Below are 18,212 nucleotides of genomic sequence, written 5' to 3'. Positions count from 1 at the left end.
ATAAGTCTCTACACAACGCTGTAGCAACCACGGCGACCAAGGTAACCCAGGTAACCACGATGCGAAGCGAGCCGCTCTTGATCTCGCTTTTGATCTCAGGCGCCCCGTCAAACACGCTGGCCGGAATTCGACAGGGATTTGGGGGGTAAACCGGCAGGGATGCCGGTTTAGCCGCCCCGCGCCATGGATGGCGCGTGGCGGCGGCCCCCCAAATACCTGTCGGATTACGGGCACACCGAGCGTGAGCGAGGTGCCGAGTGTTGGGGCGAAGGCCTTTTGGTTACTTTTGGGCCTTTCCAAAAGTGACCCGCCGTAAGGGCGGAACCCATAGCGGCCGTTACCCAAATAACGGATATGTACCCTGTCTGATCCAACATCCAGGCCAACTGTCAGGCCGCCACGGGAGCAAGCTCCCTCGCCACAGGTCCAGCGCCATAGCCAGAATTGTGTAGATACCGAGGCCTCGATGGCGCCGAATCAGTCACCTGATGAATTGACTGACACACCGCTATCGGGGGCAAGCCCCCTCCCACATTTGGATCGCAGCCTAACCGTTAGATGGCGCTCGGCTGTCAGGCCGCCACGGGAGCAAGCTCCCTCGCCACAGGTCCAGCGCCATACCTAGAATTGTGTAGATACCGAGGCCTCGATGGCGCCGAATCAGTCACCTGATGAATTGACTGACACACCGCTATCGGGGGCAAGCCCCCTCCCACATTTGGATCGCAGCCTAACCGTTAGATGGCGCTCGGCTGTCAGGCCGCCACGGGAGCAAGCTCCCTCGCCACAGGTCCAGCGCCATACCTAGAATTGTGTAGATACCGAGGCCTCGATGGCGCCGAATCAGTCACCTGATGAATTGACTGACACACCGCTATCGGGGGCAAGCCCCCTCCCACATTTGGATCGCAGTCTAACCGTTAGATGGCGCTCGGCTGTCAGGCCGCCACGGGAGCAAGCCCCCCTCCCACATTTTTAACTGTGCCCGCTTTAGATTCCCTGCTGCGCCAACAACGCCAACCCTTCATGCAACGCCGGGAACAGGCTGTTATTGAAGTTGTTCCAACGCAACTCAAGGATGGTGTCCTCCGGCGAGATCTCGGTCTTGAGCACGTCGTGGAACACTTCGCCCGAGTCGATGCCGTTGTCCACGTAGTGGAACGACGCGCCGGTGAGGTACAGCGGCGCCGAGGGCGTCGTGGCCTTGGTCGCCCAATCCGTGACCGTCAGCCCACGCGCGCCGTACAGGGCATTCCAGGTCGCATACGCACCACGGCGCTCGTACGGCGATTCGATGCGGGTGATACCCGGGTGGATGTTCATGATGCGACGGGCAAACGGCGCACCGGGGCGCACCAGCTCGTCCAGAATCACCAGCAGGCCGTCCAGCACCACGATATCGGCCTTCAACTCCACCAGCGTGTCATGCAGGCGGCGTTCGAAATCCTGCTTGCCGGCGATATGTTCCGCGCTGCCCCGAGGCAGGCGCCGATAGGTCGACGGCACACTCAGTAACAGATCATTGACCAGGCGCCCCTGCACGCGCAGGTCGGCGGGATACAGCCACTGGCGACCCGGCTGGTAGGCAAAACCGTAGTCGCTGACCAATTGCTGGTCCCGTGGGTTCTGCTCGTCATCGTCATACACCACGCCCACCAGGTTGTAGGCCTCGCCCAGCGGCGTGTCGTTCAGCGCCCCCACCAGGGATTCCAGCACCGACATCATGTAGCGCTCATGGTCCTTGTACGCCACCGGCTGCCCGGCCTTGTCGGCCGCGGCATTGCGCAGGGACCACACGTACACCAGATTCTTTTTCGTCATCGTCTCGCTCTCGCTGGATAGATCAGGCACGCGCCAATACGCGTGCGCCTACACCACAAGAACGAACCAGCCCACGCGCAATTTATCCACCCCGGCCACCGCCCGGCACACCGAGCTAAATAGTCGCGCCGACACTTCGTTTGTCATGGGTAAGGGTCTGTGTGCCCAGCCCCCTCTTTTTCACTTTCCGGGAAGTATTTATGACCGACCCCAAGCGCGGCGCCTTCAACGGTCTGCTCGCATTGCTCAGGCCCTTTCGCACCATCGTGACCGTCTCCGTCGCCCTGGGCATGGCCGGCGGCCTGGCCATCACGTTGCTGCTGGCGACGATCAACAATGCCCTGCACTCCCCACAAGGCATGACCCAGGGCGTGATCCTGACCTTTGCAGCCTTGTGCGTGCTGGCCCTGGTCAGCTCGATCATTTCCGACATCGGCACCAACTACGTCGGCCAACGGATCATTGCCGCCCTGCGCAAAGACCTGGGGGAAAAAGTGCTGTCGGCGCCCATCGGGCAAATCGAGCGCTACCGCTCCCATCGACTGATCCCGGTGCTGACCCACGATGTCGACACCATCAGCGACTTCTCCTTCGCGTTCACGCCCTTGGCCATTGCCGCCACGGTGACGCTGGGCTGCCTGGGCTACCTGGCTTACCTGTCGGTACCGATGTTCCTGATGATGGTCGTCGCCATCGTGATTGGCAGCGCCGTGCAGTTCATCGCCGGCGGCAAAGGTATCCAAGGCTTTGACTTGGCACGCAGCCATGAAGACGAATTGCAGCGTTATTACAACGCCATCGCGTCCGGCGCCAAGGAACTGCGCATGCATCGGCCACGACGCTTTCGCATGAACACCCACCGTATCCAGGAAACGGCGGACCGCATCAGCGATATTCAGGTGCGTTCGGTCAACATCTATATCCTCGCCAAGACCTTCGGCTCGATGCTGTTCTTCGTCGTCATCGGCCTGGCCCTGGCGATGCAGGCCTATAACCCGAACCCGGACCCGACCGTGATCACCGGCTTCGTGCTGGTGCTGTTGTACATGAAAGGCCCGCTGGAACACCTGCTGGGTTACCTGCCCGTGGTGGGCAAGGCGAAGATTGCCTTTGGGCGTATCAGCGAGTTGTCGGAGCGCTTCTCCTCTCCGGAACCGCACCTGCTGATGGATGACAGCGAGGCGCCGACACCGATCGTCAACAGCCTGGAACTGCGCAACGTGAGCTACAGCCCACCGGCCGTGGAAGGCAGCGAGCCGTTTCACCTGGGGCCGATCAACCTGAGCATTGCCCAGGGCGACATCGTGTTTATCGTCGGCGAAAACGGCAGTGGCAAGACCACGCTGATCAAATTGCTGCTGGGGCTCTACCCGCCGCAGTCCGGCGAAATCCTGCTCAACGGCGAGGCCGTGACCGACCCCGAGCGCGACGACTATCGCCAGTTGTTCACCACGGTATTCGCCGACTATTACCTGTTCGACGACCTCGTCCAGGGCAGCGCCACCCAGTCACTGGACAGCGCGACTAAATACCTGGAACGCCTGGAGATCGCGCACAAGGTCAGCGTCAAGGACGGCGTATTCAGCACCACCGACCTGTCCACCGGCCAGCGCAAGCGCCTGGCGCTGGTCAACGCATGGCTGGAGGAACGCCCGGTGCTGGTGTTCGACGAATGGGCCGCCGACCAGGACCCGGCCTTCCGTCGAATTTTCTATACCGAACTGCTGCCGGACCTCAAGCGCCTGGGCAAAACCATCATCGTGATCAGCCATGACGACCGTTATTTCGACATCGCCGATCAGCTCGTACGGCTGCGCGCCGGCCAGGTGGTGCACGAGATGGAGCCTGCATGAAATTTTCTTTTCCGGTTTTCCGAAGTAGAAACGTCTCACTAGTGGTAATGAGAACCAACCTCAATAAACTTTAAAATTTGCCCACTTAAAACACAGAAGAGAAACCATCCATGTCAGCACGACTCGGTCTCAGCCCACTGAGCAAAGCGCTAACCAGGGCCCTGAACATCAACCTCCTGCCGAGCGCGCTTGCCCTTGCGGTATCGCTGCCGGTTGCCGGCTATGTGCAGGCACAGGAGATCGAGTTGGACATTCCAGCACAGGCACTGGGGAGTGCACTGCAGGAATTCGGCCGCCAGGCCAACCTGCAGGTGCTGTACAGCCCGACCGACGTAGCAGGAAAAAACAGCACTGCGGTCAAAGGCAAACTGGATCCGCAGCAGGCGATCAACACCTTGCTGGCAGGCACTTCAACCACCCACAGCCTCAGTGGCAACGCGCTGACCGTTACCGCCGCCGGCGCGTCCGCCGGGCTGGAATTGAGTCCGACCCAAGTGACCGGCAACGTGCTGGGCAACATCACCGAGGGCTCCGGCTCCTACACGCCGGGCACCATTGCCACGGCCACGCGGCTGACCCTGACCCCGCGGGAAACCCCACAGTCGATCACGGTGATTACCCGCCAACATATCGAGGACTTCGGCCTCAACAACGTCGATGACGTGATGCGCCACACGCCTGGCATCACCGTATCGGCCTATGACACCGACCGTACCAACTATTACTCGCGTGGATTCTCGGTCAACAGCTTCCAGTACGACGGTATTCCGTCCACCGTGCGCAACGTCGGCTACTCGGCGGGGAACACCCTGAGCGACATGGCGATCTATGACCGCGTCGAAGTGCTCAAGGGTGCCACCGGCCTGCTCAACGGCGCCGGCTCCCTGGGCGCGACCATCAACTTGATCCGCAAGAAGCCGACGTCGGAGTTCAAGGGCCACGTGCAACTGGGGGCCGGCTCCTGGGACAACTATCGCAGCGAAGTGGATGTGAGCGGCCCGTTGACCGACAGCGGCAATGTCCGGGGCCGTGCAGTGGCGGCGTACCAGGACAAAAAGTCCTTCATGGACCACTACTCGCGCAAGACCGAAACCTACTACGGCATTACCGAGTTCGACCTGTCACCCGACACCATGTTGACCGTCGGCTTCGACTATCAGGACAACATTCCAAAAGGCTCCAGCTGGTCCGGTTCGTTCCCGTTGGTCAACTCCAACGGCAGCATCAACAAGATGCCACGCTCCTATAACAACGGCACCACCTGGAGTTCCTGGGAACAGAACACCCGCACCGCCTTTGCCATGCTTGAGCATGATATGGGTGACGGCTGGGTCACTAAATTCCAGCTCGACCACAAGATCAACAGCTACCATGCCGACCTCGGTTCGATCCAGTTTGTCCAGCCGGCAGCCGATGGCACCGCCGAGATCAACGGTCAGAAATACACCGGTGAAACCAAAAGCACTTCGGCCGACCTCTACGCCACCGGGCCTTTCAGCCTGTTCGGCCGCGAACATGAACTGGTGGTGGGCGGCTCGATCGGCACGTCGCGTTGGCAAGGCAAGGGGTACTGGTCGCCAGAATGGCCAGGCGGCAATAAAGTCGATTTCTATAACTGGAATGGCCACATCGCCAAGCCGATCTACGGCCCTGTCCAACAATACATCGACGACACCATCCGCCAGACCGGCTACTACATGACCACACGCTTGAACGTGATGGATGACCTGCACGTAATCCTCGGTGGGCGCGTCGCCAACTACCACGTCACCGGCATCAACCCTTCCTACAAGGAAACCGGCCGGTTCGTGCCTTACGCCGGTGTGGTCTACGACCTCAATGACAACATTTCGGCGTACGCCAGCTACACCGATATTTTCCAACCCCAGGAAAGCACCTACAAAGATCGGAATCAGAAGCTGCTGGAACCGGATGAAGGGCAAAACTATGAGTTGGGCCTCAAGGGCGACTTCCTCGATGGCCGCCTGAACGCCAGCGTTGCTTACTTCGAAGTGCATGAGACCAACCGCGCTATCTCGGACGATGCCTACAACAACCAGACCCCGGCCCCCAACAACTACGCGTTCAAGGGTTCCAAGGCCGTGACCAAAGGCTATGAAGCTGAAGTTTCCGGTGAGCTGAGCCCAGGCTGGCAGGTTCAGGGCGGCTACACCCACAAGATCGTACGTGACGATAACGACAAGAAAATCTCCACCTTCGAGCCTGAGCACCAGGTCAACCTGAACACCACCTACAAGCTCAAGGGCGACCTGGATCAATTCACCATTGGTGGCGGCCTGCGCTGGCAGAGCAAGGGTTGGTATGAAATCTACAACTCGCCGCTCAACACCAACCAGGACATCACCCAGAAGGCCTATTGGCTGGTGGACTTGATGACCCGCTACCAGGTCACCAAGAACCTCTCGGCGACTGTCAACTTCAACAACATCTTCGACAAGTCCTACTACACCAACGTGGGCTTCTATAACTCGGCGGCCTACGGTGAGCCGCGCAACGTGATGTTCAGCACCCGCTGGGACTTCTGATGTGATGCCTTGATCGCCCTTGCGGCGATCAATCGAAAGCCCGATGGAAGCGCTGCTTTCATCGGGCTTTTTTGTGCCCGCCCTCCCCTGTGGCGAGGGAGCTTGCCCCCTCGCCACAGGTTCAGTGTTCATCATTTGAGGTGTTATTCCATGGCGGCCACCAGGCTACGGATGAACTCGGCACTGTCGATGATCCCGTCGTGATCAGTCTCGATCACCACTGAACGCTCGATCCGCCCCTGAACAAGGGTGCTTGCCATGTGCTGCTCAATGAGGTCCTTGAACTGACCGGCGCGGCTCATGGACGCCCACCAGCAACTGACCGGGGCCTTGATCGGCTTGAAGTCCGCCGCCGACAGACGCTCACTGAGCGCGCGGTCGACCTCCCAGGAAATCTGCGCCTCATTGCCACGCAGCAACTCATCCTTGATACCGGTAAAGGCCTCGCCCAGGGTCTGCTCGGCCCAGGCGATAAACCCTTGCCATTGCCCCGCTTCGTCTTGGGCATCGCGCTGACATTGCTGCCAGGCCGCCTGAATCCGCTCGGCAAACGCCGGGAACATCACGCCCAACAAGGCCGCACGCCGCTCGTTCGCCGAGATTTCACGGTCATCCTCGGTGACGACCGCCTGCCAATAGGGCGTGAGCCACTGCGGCGGCGCGGAGTCGATCCAGCCGACAAATTCGACGTCGCGTCCCGCTTGCTCCAGCACGTAGGCCACTTCCATCGCCAGGTTGCCACCCAACGACCAGCCTGCCAGGCGGAAGGCGCCTTGGGGCTGGGCCAACAGAAGTTGCTCGGCGTAATCCTCGACCATGGCTTGCCATTCGGGCACCTCTGCCCCCGCCTCGGCCAGCGCACGACAGATCACCCCGAACACCGGACGCTGCTCCCGTAGCGCGAGGGCAATCGCGGTGTAGCAATGCACCGAACCGAAGCTTGGGTGGAACATGAACAACGGCGTGCCTTCGGTCTGGCTGTTGAGCTTGACGATCAACGAGCTGCGCGCGTCGCCCTGCAGGCAGTTGACCTGGCCAGGTACCGTCGGGTTAAGCATCAACTGGCTGACGGACAAGCCGACACCGCTGACTTTACGGATACGTTCCTTGAGCATCAGCACCAGCAAGGAGTGACCGCCCAACTCGAAGAAGTTGTCGTTCAGCCCTACGCGCTCGACACCCAGGACATCCCGCCAGATCGCCGCGACCTGCTGCTCGATGGCGCTTTGCGGGGCCTGATACGCGCCTGCACCTTGCGCCTCCGGTTTAGGCAACGCCTTGCGGTCCAGCTTGCCATTGGGGCTCAGCGGCATCTGTGTCAACACCACCCACTGTGCCGGCACCATGTAGTCCGGCAACTGCGCCGCGAGGTGCATCGCCACCTGTGCTTTCCAGTCCTCGCTCGGCGCCTGCAGCACCAGGTAGCCCACCAGGTGCGTGCCGTCCACGGCGAGCACCGCCGCTTCACGCACATACGCGTGCTCCAGCAGGCGGGCCTCGATTTCACCCAACTCGATGCGCAAGCCACGCAGCTTGACCTGGTGATCGATGCGCCCGGCGTACTCGATCACCCCATCGTCGCGATAACGCGCCAGGTCTCCGGTGCGATACAAACGGCTGCCACTGCCGAACGGATCGGTCACAAAGCGTTCGGCGGTCAGCGCCGGCCGACGGTGATAACCGCGCGCCAGGCCGACGCCGCCCAGATAAAGTTCACCCAACACGCCAACGGGTGCCGGTTCCAGGTTGCCGTCCAATACGTAGCAGCCCAGGTTGGCGATCGGCCGACCAATCGGCACGGCGTCACGCCCTTCGTCGACGCAGGTCCAGTGGGTCACGTCGATTGCCGCTTCGGTCGGCCCATACAGGTTGTACAAACCGGCATGGGGCAGCTTGGCGAACACCTGTTGCTGGGCATCCACCGGCAGCGCTTCACCGCTGCACACAATGCGCTGCAGGCTATGACAGGCGCCGACGCCGGCATCCTGCAAGAAGGCCTGGAGCATGGACGGCACAAAGTGCAACGTCGTGACGTGCTCGGCGTTGATCAGGCTCACCAGCCTGGCCGGATCACGATGGTCGCCCGGCGCTGCCACGACCAGGCGCGCGCCGGTCATCAACGGCCAGAAGAACTCCCACACCGACACGTCGAAACTGAACGGCGTCTTCTGCAAGACCGTATCACTGCCGTCCAGGTCATACGCGTGCTGCATCCAGCACAGCCGGTTGGTCAGCGCCGAATGGCGGTTACCCGCGCCTTTGGGCTGGCCGGTGGAGCCCGAGGTGTAGATCACATAGGCGAGGTTTTCGCCATCGACGGTGACTAGCGGATTCTGCTCGGCGTAGGCCTGCAACCCCTCATCGCCCTGCTCCAGCACCAGGCTGTGCAAGCCCGTTGGAATCGGCAGTTGCTCCAGCAAATGCGCCTGGGTCAACAATAGCTTCACGTCGCTGTCTTGCAGCATGTAGGCCAATCGATCGCGGGGGTATTCCGGGTCCAGCGGCACATAAGCGCCACCGGCCTTGAGTACCGCCAGCAGGCCAACGACCATTTCAATCGAACGCTCAACCGCCAGTCCCACGAGGACATCCGGCCCAACGCCGGCTGCTATCAGGCGATGCGCCAGGCGGTTTGCCCGACGGTTAAGCGCGGCGTAACTCAACACCTGCCCGGCGAATACCAGCGCCGGTGCGTCCGGTGTGCGCACCACCTGGGCTTCGATCAGCTGATGCACCGCAAGGTGCAGCGGGTAGTCCGCGGCTGTGGCGTTCCAGGCATGCAGGACCGTTTCACGCTCGGAACGGGCCAGCGAAGGCAACGTTGCCAAACGCTGGGCGCCGTCCACTGCCAATGCCTGCAACAGCTGCTGGAAGTGCTCGGCCAACTGTTCGATATGCGCCGCGCTGAAGGCGTGGCGGTCGTAATTGAACTCCACGCCCAAGGTGTCACCGATGCCCAGCAACACGGTCAACGGGTAATGGGTTTGCTCCAGGCTGTGGACGGCACCAAACGTCAGCCCCGAGGGTGCGCCCTGCTCCAGCGCTTCGGAGACCGGGTAGTTCTCAAACACCAGAATGCTGTCGAACAGCGCTTCGCCCCCAAGCCCGGCCCAGCGCTGGATCTCGAACAGCGGCGTATGCTCCTGCTCACGCAAGCGCACGTTCTGCGCCTGGATCTGCTGCAGCCACTGGCTGACCGTCATCTGTGCATCCGGCGTGGCAACGACGGGCAAGGTGTTGATGAACAGACCCACCTGTTGTTCGATACCGCGCAATTGCGCCGGACGGCCTGCCACGGTGGCGCCGAACGCCACGGTGGCCTGTCCGGTGTGATGCTGCAACAGCAGCAGCCAGGCGCTTTGCACCAGCGTATTGAGGGTGACTTTATGGCGCTGTGCGAAGGCCTTGAGCTGAGCGGTCTGGCTGGCGTCCAGGTTCAGACGGTGCTCGCCGTTGACCGCCAGCGCCTCGCTTTGCGCAGCCTGTAGGCCACGGGCCAAGCGGGTCGGTTCCTGCAGGTTGAGCAGTTGCGCTTTCCAGAATGCCTCGCTGACCGACTTGTCCTGCGCCTGCAGCCAGGCAATGTAATCGCGGTAACGCCCGATGGGCGCACGCAGCGGTTCACCGGCGTAATGTTGCAGCACCTCGCCAAACAACTGCGAACCACTCCAGCCGTCCATCAAGATGTGGTGGTTGGTGTAGATCAAGTGATAACGGGACGCCCCCGTACGGACCACCGTCAGGCTCAGCAACGGCGCCTGTTCCAGCACGAACCCCTGGGCCCGCGCCGACTCGGCGAGGCTATCGAGTGCCGCACTGCTGTCAGGACGACCTTGCCAGTCCAGCTCGGCGAACGGCATGCGCATCTGTTTGTAGACCACCTGCAACGGCTGCTCAAGCTCGGTCTGCCAGAGAAATCCGCTGCGCAGGATCTCATGGCTGTCCACCGCCGCCTGCCAGGCCTGGCGGAAGCGCGGTACATCCAGGCCCTCGACATCGATGCGCATCTGGTTGATGTAGTCACCCGAGCCTTCGCCGTACAGCGATTGGAAGAGCATGCCTTGCTGCATCGGCGACAGCGGGTAAACGTCTTCGATGTCAGCCACCGTCACCGGCAAGCTGTCCAGTTGCGCCTGGGACAGGCGCGCCAGCGGGAAGTCCGAAGGCGTGACACCCTGGTTGACACCACAGTGCTCGATCAACGCCTTGAGTTCCGCGGCGTAGTCATCCGCCAGGCGTTGTACCGTCGCCTCGTCGAACATCTGCTGGCTGAAGCTCCAGTTCAACTTCAATTCGCCCGCGTAGACCTGGCCGTTGATTTCCAACCAGTTGCCCAGCGGGGCCTCGCCACTCTGTTCGGCACCACTGCCATCACCGGAGGGGACGAACAAGCCTTCTTCGCCGCCGTCAAAACTGCCGTCGAATTGCCCCAGGTAGTTGAAGGTGATGCGTGGGCGCGGCAGTTCGCTCAGGGCCTGTTGAGCCTCGGCATTCCCCAGGTAACGCAGGGCACCAAAGCCCAGGCCCTTGTCGGGAATCGCGCGCAGCTGCTCCTTGATCTGCTTGAGGGAGCCGGCCAGCGAATCGGTCGGCACCAGCTTCACCGGGTAGAGGCTGGTGAACCAGCCGACGGTACGGGTCAGGTCGATCTCGTCGAACAGGTCTTCACGGCCATGGCCTTCCAGGCGGATCAACATCGACGCGTCACCGGTCCAGCGCACAACGACGCGCGCCAGTGCGGTCAGCAACAGGTCATTGATCTGGGTGCGGTAAGCACTGGGGGCGTCCTGCAACAGACGCCGCGTGAAGACCTGATCCAGATGGGTGGTCACGCTCAGCGCATGCCGGTTGCTCAAACTGGCCTGTGGATCGGCCCCCGGCAGGCCGGTTGGGCTGCCTTGCAACTGCGTCTGCCACCAGGCCAGTTCCTGCGCCAGTGCGGCGCTGCGTGCATAGGCTTGCAGACGCTCGGCCCAGGCCCGGATCGCGCTGGTCTTGGCGGGCAACACGACCGTGGCACCTTGGGCAACTTGGCGGTAAGCCGTTTGCAGGTCTTCCAGCAGGATGCGCCAGGACACGCCGTCCACCACCAAGTGATGAATCACCAGCAGCAAGCGCTGGGAGCCGTCGGCCAGGTCGACGAGCACTGCACGCAGCAGCGGCCCTTCACTCAGGTCGAGGCTGCGCTGGGCTTCCTCACCCAGGGCCTCCAACTCTTCGACCGCATTCAAGGTGGTCTGCCACAGGACCTGCTCGGCCTGATGCTGCTGCGGCCCGCGATACGCCGCGCTCCAGCCTGCCGCGCCCTGGACGAAACCGATGCGCAAGGCGTCGTGATGCACGATCAAGGCCTGCAGCGCCGCCACCAGCAGCGGCGCCTGCAACGCCTGGTGAGGCTGTAGCACCACCGACTGGTTCCAGTGGTGACGCTGGGGGATGTCATCGGCGAAAAACGCCTGCTGGACGGGCAGCAACAACAACTCACCGGTCAATGCCGACTGATCCAGCACCACCGCGCCCTCGCCTTCGCGGGCCACGGCCGCCAGGCTTTGGACCGTCTGGTGCTGGAACAGATCCTTGGGCGTGAAGCGCACACCGGCCTGACGGGCACGGCTGACCACCTGGATCGAGATGATCGAGTCACCGCCCAATTCGAAGAAGTTATCGTGTAAACCAACACGTGGCAGACGCAGCACGTCGGACCAGATCGCGGCGATCTTCTGCTCCAGCTCACTCTGCGGCGCCACGTACACCTGCTGCATCTGGCTGACATCCGGGCGCGGCAGGCCCTTGCGGTCAAGCTTGCCGTTCGGCGTCAGCGGCATGCGCTCAAGGAACATCAGGTGCGTGGGCACCATATAGTCCGGCAAGCGGGCTTTCAGGGCGCGGCGCAGGGCTTCGCGGCAGGTCGACTGCGCCACTGCGTCGTCGATCAGCAGCGGGTCGAGCGGCACTACATAGGCAACAAGTTGCTTGCCGCTCGGCCCTTCCTGGGCCACCACCACGGTTTCGCCGACACTGTCCTGCTCGCGCAGGCGGGCTTCGATCTCGCCCAACTCGATACGGAAGCCCCGGATTTTCACTTGATGGTCGACGCGACCGAGGTAATCCACCACACCATCCGGGCGGCCACGGGTCAGGTCGCCGCTGCGATATACACGGCTGCCGGGCTTGCCGAACGGGTCCGGCACAAAGCGCTCGGCGGTCAGGGCCGGACGCTCCAGGTAACCCCGAGCCACGCCCTCACCGCCCAGGTACAACTCGCCGGCGACGCCGATGGGTTGCAGGTTGAGTTGCGCATCCAGCACGTAGCCGCTGCGATTGCCCAGCAGTGTGCCGATCGGCGCGTAGACGGCTCCGCAGGGGTCGCCCTTGCGCGCTTTCCACAGCAACGGCGTGACCACGGTTTCCGTCGGGCCGTAACCGTTGAACAGGTAGGTCGGCTTGAGTGCGCGCCAAGCCAGGTCATAGCTGGCCTGGGCCACGGCATCACCGCCGAAGCAGTACACACGAACCTTGGGCGGGTTACCGTCGCGTTCGGCATGTTCGGCCAGCTGCTGCAGGTACACCGGCGGAAACACCGCCATGGTCACGTGATGGCGATGCATCTGCTGGTAGGTGTATTCCGGCAGCCACAGGCTGTCATCACGAATCAGCACGCTGGCGCCGTTGATCAGCGGGTGCATCCAGCCTTCGTGCGAGCCGTCGAACGCGAACGACATGAAGTGCAGTTCGCAATCGGCCGGCGACGTTTCATAACGCTCGCCGGTGGCAATGATGTGCGCCACCAACGGGCCGTGGGAAACCGCCACGCCCTTGGGCATGCCGGTGGAGCCGGAGGTGTAGATCACGTAGGCGAGGTTGTCGCCGTCCAGCGCCACCTCGGGTGCAGTGTCGTCGTCAGCGGACCAGGCTTGCGTCTGGTCCACGGCAAGGGCTTCCAGGCCGTCTGGAATCGGTAAGCGCTGTTGCACCGTCGAATGGGTCAACAGCAATCGGGCACGGCTGTCCTGCATCATGTACAGCAGGCGGTCACGCGGGTATTCGATGTCCAGCGGCACGTAGACGCCGCCGGCTTTCATCACTGCCAGGAACGCCACCATGATTTCGGCGCTGCGCGGCATGGCAATCGCCACGCGCACTTCGGGGCCGACGCCACGGGCGATCAACGCATGGGCCAGGCGATTGGCCTGGCGGTCCAGCTCGCCGTAAGTCAGCTGTTGCTCGCCAAATTTCACCGCCACCGCTTCGGGGGTTTCCCCGGCGCGGTCGGCCACCAACTCGTGAACCAGACGCTTGGCCGAGAAACCTGCGTCGCTCTGGTCCCACCGTTGAAGGATCTGCTGCCGTTCGGTGTTGTCCAGCAGGTTCAATTGGCTGAGAGTCTGCCGTGGGTCGGCAACCATGCCTTGCAACAGGTTCTGCCAGTGTCGCGCCATGCGTTGCACGGTACTGGCCTCAAACAGGTCCTGCGCATAGCCGAGCGTGGCCCAGATACCTTCGGTGGATTCCTGGATATCCAGGTCCAGGTCGAAATGCGCCGTCTTGCTTTCCCATTCCAACCCCTCTACCGAAAGATTCGGCAGTTGCTGCTGAACCTGAGCCTGGCCCACGTCGGTCTGGTGGTTGAACATCACTTGGAACAACGGGTTGTGGCTCAGGCTGCGCTCGGGTTGCAGCGCTTCCACCAGTTGTTCGAAGGGCAGGTCCTGGTGGGCCTGGGCGTCCAGCGCCCGTTGACGGGCCTGTTGCAACAGCTGCTCGACGCTCATCTGGCCATGGAGATCGGCCTTGAGCACCTGGGTGTTGACGAAGAAGCCGATCAGACGCTCGGTCTCGCTGCGATTGCGGTTGGCGATCGGCACCCCGACACGGATCTCTTCCTGGCCACTGTAGCGGTGCAGCAGCGTCTGGAACGAGGCCAATAGCAGCATGAACAAGGTCACGTCCTGCTGCTTGGCCAGGGCCTTGAGGCCTTGGGTCAACGCGCCGGGCAGTTCGAATGCCAGGCGCGCGCCACGATGGCTTTGCACAGCCGGACGCGGGTGGTCGAACGGCAACGCCAACACGCTCTGCTCACCGCCGAGCATCTCGCGCCAATACGCCAGTTGACGGGCCTTCTCGCCCGCCTCCATCCAGCTGCGCTGCCATACGGCGTAGTCAGCGTACTGAATCGGCAGCGCCGGCCATTGCAACACCTGCCCCTGGCTGTAGGCCGCATACAGTTGCACCAGCTCTTCAACCATCAGTTGCATCGACCAGCCATCGGACACGATGTGATGCTGCACCAAGACCAGTACATGTTCATCAGCGGCGATGCGCAGCAACGAAACCCGCAGCAAAGGCCCTTGCTCCAGATTGAAGGGTTGGGCGATTTCGGCCTCGACCCGCGCCTTGAGTTGCGCTTCATGCACCTCGGCGTGCGCTATCTGCAACGACACCTGCGGCGAAATTATCTGAACCGTGCGGTCGCGCTCCTGGCGCAAATGGGTGCGCAGGCTTTCATGCCGAGCCAGCAAGGTATCGAAACTGCGTTGCAGTGCGCCCAAGTCAAGCTGCCCTTTCAAACGCAAGGCGCTGGGGATGTGGTACGCGGCGCTTTGCGGCTCCAGTTGCCACAAAAACCACTGGCGCTCCTGGGCGTAGGACAGCGGCAACGGCTGGTCCCGCCCTACCGGCAACAGCGCGGGCGCGGTCGGTGCGTCTGGGTCCTGGGTTGCCAGTGCGGCGACAAACCCCTCCAGGCGCGGCTGTTCGAACAGCAGCTTGAGCGGCACTTCGAGCTTCAAAGCCTGACGAATGCGCGAGACCACTTGCATGGCCAGCAGTGAATGCCCGCCCAGCTCGAAGAAGTGATGGGTCAGGCCCACACGCTCGACGCCAAGAATATCGGCCCAGATCGCCGCAACCTGCTGTTGCCGTGGCGTAACCGGTGCCTGCCAGGCCTGTTGCACCGCGCCGCCATCAGGTTTGGGCAGCGCCTGGCGGTCAAGCTTGCCGTTGGGGTTCAACGGCATGCGGTCGAGGAAGATCAGGTGAGCAGGCACCATGTAATCGGGCAGTTGCTCACGCAAGGTGGCCTTGAGCGTTTCGCCCGCCGCAGCCTGTTCCGCCGCGGACAACGGTTGGGCCGGAACGAGGTAGGCCACCAACTGGTTGTCGGCGGCCAGCAGGAAGGCTTCGCGCACCGCCTCCTGGGCCAACAGCAGCGCTTCGATCTCACCCAACTCGATACGGAACCCGCGAATTTTGACCTGATGGTCGACGCGACCGACATATTCGATCACCCCGTCAGCGCGATAACGCGCCAGGTCACCGGTGCGGTAAAGACGCTCGCCCAGGGTGCTGAACGGGTCGGCGACAAAACGTTCGGCAGTCAGGCTCGGGCGTTGCAGGTAATCACGGGCCAGGCCACTGGCACTGGCAATGTACAGCTCACCCACGGCGCCCACCGGCAACAGGTTAAGGTCAGGGTCCAGCACATACAGGCCGCGCCCCGGCAACGCGCGGCCAATCGGGCTGGCCGTCGCACCCATCACGGCGTTGTCATCGCTGCAATCGAGCACACTGGACACCACCGTGGCCTCGGTCGGCCCGTAGGTATTGAGCAGGCGTACATGCCCCAACCCCGCGCGTCGCCACAGCACCGGGCCATCCAGCGGCATCGCTTCGCCGCCGATATGCACCTGGCGCAATGCGCCATAGGGCCGTGGCCCCGCTGCCAGGCAATCCTGCAGGAACAGTTTCCAATAGGCCGTGGGCAAGTCGGCCAGGGTGATGCCTTGGTCGATAATCTGTCGGTACAGGTCCGCGCCGTCCCACAACTGCGACCCGCGCAACACGACCGTCGCGCCCAAGGTCAGGGCCGGGTACAGCTGCTCGACAAAGCCATCGAAGTTAAGGGTCGCGAACTGCAGTACGCGGTCGTCCGCGACCAGGCGCGAATACTCGGCCGCGATACCGGCGAATTCGCTCAATGCCGCATGGCTGATGGCAACGCCTTTTGGCTTGCCGGTGGAGCCGGAGGTGTAGATGACATACGCCAGGCTGCGGGGCTCGAACGCGGGAGGCGGGTTGTGCTCGGCACACTGCGCCAGCTGCGCGTCGGCCAGGTCGATGTCCAGCGCCGTCAGATCGGCCGGCAATGGCAAGCGATCGCGCAGGTGGGATTGGGTCAACACCAGGCGCACACCGCTGTCATCGAGCATATGCACCAGGCGTTCACGCGGGTATTCAGGGTCAAGCGGCACGTAGGCACCACCCGCCTTGAGCACCGCCAACAGGCTGACCACCATGGTAAAGGAGCGCTCGACCGCGATCCCCACCAGCACTTCCGGGCCTACGCCATGGGCGATCAGGTAGTGTGCCAGGCGATTGGCCTGGCGGTTCAGTTCACCGTAGCTGAGCGTTTGCTTATCCAAGGCCAGTGCCTGGCGCGCCGGATGTTCGCGGGCCTGCGCCTCGAACAACTGGTGCACGGCATGCGGTGCGGCGACGGTGGCGGGGGCATTCCAGTCCTTGAGCATCCGCTGTTGTTCGGGTGCATCGAGCATCGACAGCGCGCAAAGACGGCTGCGTGGTGCACTCACTGCCGCCTGGAGCAGGTTCTGCCAATGCTGCGCCAAGCGTTCGATGGTTGCGCTTTCGAACAGGTCGGTGGCATAGGTCAACGCCGCCCAGAGGCCTTCAGCGGACTCATGGGTGTCCAGGCTTAGGTCGAAATGCGTGGTCTGGCTTTCCCAATCCAGCTCCGCCACCCGCAGGCCGGGTAATTGCTGGCCATCGCGTCCGCCCTGGGCGTCGGTCTGGTGGTTGAACATCACTTGGAACAGCGGGTTGTGGCTCAGGCTGCGCTCAGGTTGCAGCGCCACCACCAGTTGTTCAAACGGCAAGTCTTGGTGCGCCTGGGCTTCCAGGGAGCGGCGCTTGGCCTGTTGCAGCAGTTCGGCAAAGCTCATCTGCCCGTCAAGGTCGGCCTTGAGCACTTGGGTGTTGACGAAAAAGCCGATCAGCCGTTCGGTTTCCACGCGGTTGCGGTTGGCATTCGGTACGCCGATGCGGATGTCCGACTGGCCGCTGTAGCGAAACAGCAGGGTCTGGAACGAGGCCAGCAACAGCATGAACGGGGTTACGCCCTCTTGCTGGGCCAGGCGCTTGATACCGGCCACCAGGTCCGCCGGCAGATGCACCTGCAAGCTGGCGCCGCGATGGCTTTGCTGCGCCGGGCGCGGATGGTCCAGGGGTAATTCCAGCACCGGTTGCTCACCGCCCAGCAGATCCTGCCAGTACGCCAATTGACGGGCCTTCTCCCCGGCCTCCATCCAGCTGCGCTGCCACAGCGCGTAGTCGGCGTAGTGGATCGGCAAACCCGGCAGTTGCACCTCCCGGCCTTGGCTGTGCGCGGCGTAGAACTGCACCAGTTCCTCGACCATGACCTGCATCGACCAACCATCGGAAATGATGTGGTGCTGCACCATCACCAGCACATGCTCGTCTTCGGCCAATTGCAGCAAGCTCACGCGCAACAGCGGCCCCGCCTGCAAATCGAAAGGCCGGGCTATCTCAGCCTCGACGCGCGCCAGCAATTGCTGTTCGTCGGCAACGTCCTGGCGTATCTCGATGCGCGCCTCAGGCGCTACGTTTTGCAGCAGGCGCTCGCCGTCCTGTACCAGGCGCGTGCGCAGGCTTTCATGGCGGGCCAGCAGGCTGTCGAACGCGCGTTGCAGCGCCGCCAGGTCCAGACGGCCCTGCAAACGCAGGGCGCCGGGAATATGGTAAGTGGCGCTGTCCGGGTCCAGTTGCCAGAGAAACCACTGGCGCTCCTGGGCGTAGGACAACGGCAGCTTCTGGCCGTCCTCGCGGATCGAGGCAATCGGCAGTTGAGCGAAGCTCATGCCCCGGCTTTGCAGGCGCTGGTAAAACTGCTGGCGCTGTTCCAGAGGCAGGCGAAGGAAGCGCGAAACCAGATCGATATTAGGGTTGGAAAGCATGG

At 62.5% G+C, this 18,212-nt stretch carries 4 protein-coding genes; 2 read left to right on the top strand and 2 right to left on the bottom strand.

From position 1 onward, the window contains the following. Nucleotides 1-990 precede the first annotated feature (990 nt). Nucleotides 991-1,821: a formyl transferase gene (locus AC4PS7_RS13645; RefSeq protein WP_031291047.1), complete on the bottom strand. Its 831-nt coding sequence runs from the start codon at nucleotides 1,819-1,821 to the stop codon at nucleotides 991-993. 200 nt (nucleotides 1,822-2,021) lie between these two features. Here AC4PS7_RS13645 and AC4PS7_RS13640 point away from each other — a divergent pair, with 200 nt between their 5' ends. Together AC4PS7_RS13640 and AC4PS7_RS13635 are read left to right on the top strand one after the other, a co-directional pair. Next, nucleotides 2,022-3,674, top strand: a complete 1,653-nt coding sequence (locus tag AC4PS7_RS13640) for a cyclic peptide export ABC transporter (protein WP_044287024.1) — start codon at nucleotides 2,022-2,024, stop codon at nucleotides 3,672-3,674. A 110-nt stretch (nucleotides 3,675-3,784) separates the two neighbouring features. Further along, the gene (locus AC4PS7_RS13635) at nucleotides 3,785-6,220 is read left to right on the top strand and encodes a TonB-dependent siderophore receptor (RefSeq protein WP_457244453.1); all 2,436 of its coding nucleotides are present in this window, start codon (nucleotides 3,785-3,787) and stop codon (nucleotides 6,218-6,220) included. 143 nt (nucleotides 6,221-6,363) lie between these two features. On the opposite strand, the gene AC4PS7_RS13630 is transcribed toward AC4PS7_RS13635, so the two are convergent. Beyond that, nucleotides 6,364-18,210 (bottom strand): non-ribosomal peptide synthase/polyketide synthase, encoded by an 11,847-nt coding sequence (locus AC4PS7_RS13630; protein ID WP_492179487.1) that lies wholly within the window; start codon nucleotides 18,208-18,210, stop codon nucleotides 6,364-6,366. Between the last annotated feature and the right edge of the window lie 2 nt (nucleotides 18,211-18,212).

The sequence above is a fragment of the Pseudomonas sp. DW-iso3 genome (assembly GCF_058725305.1).
This window is presented reverse-complemented; position numbering and strand designations above follow the sequence as displayed.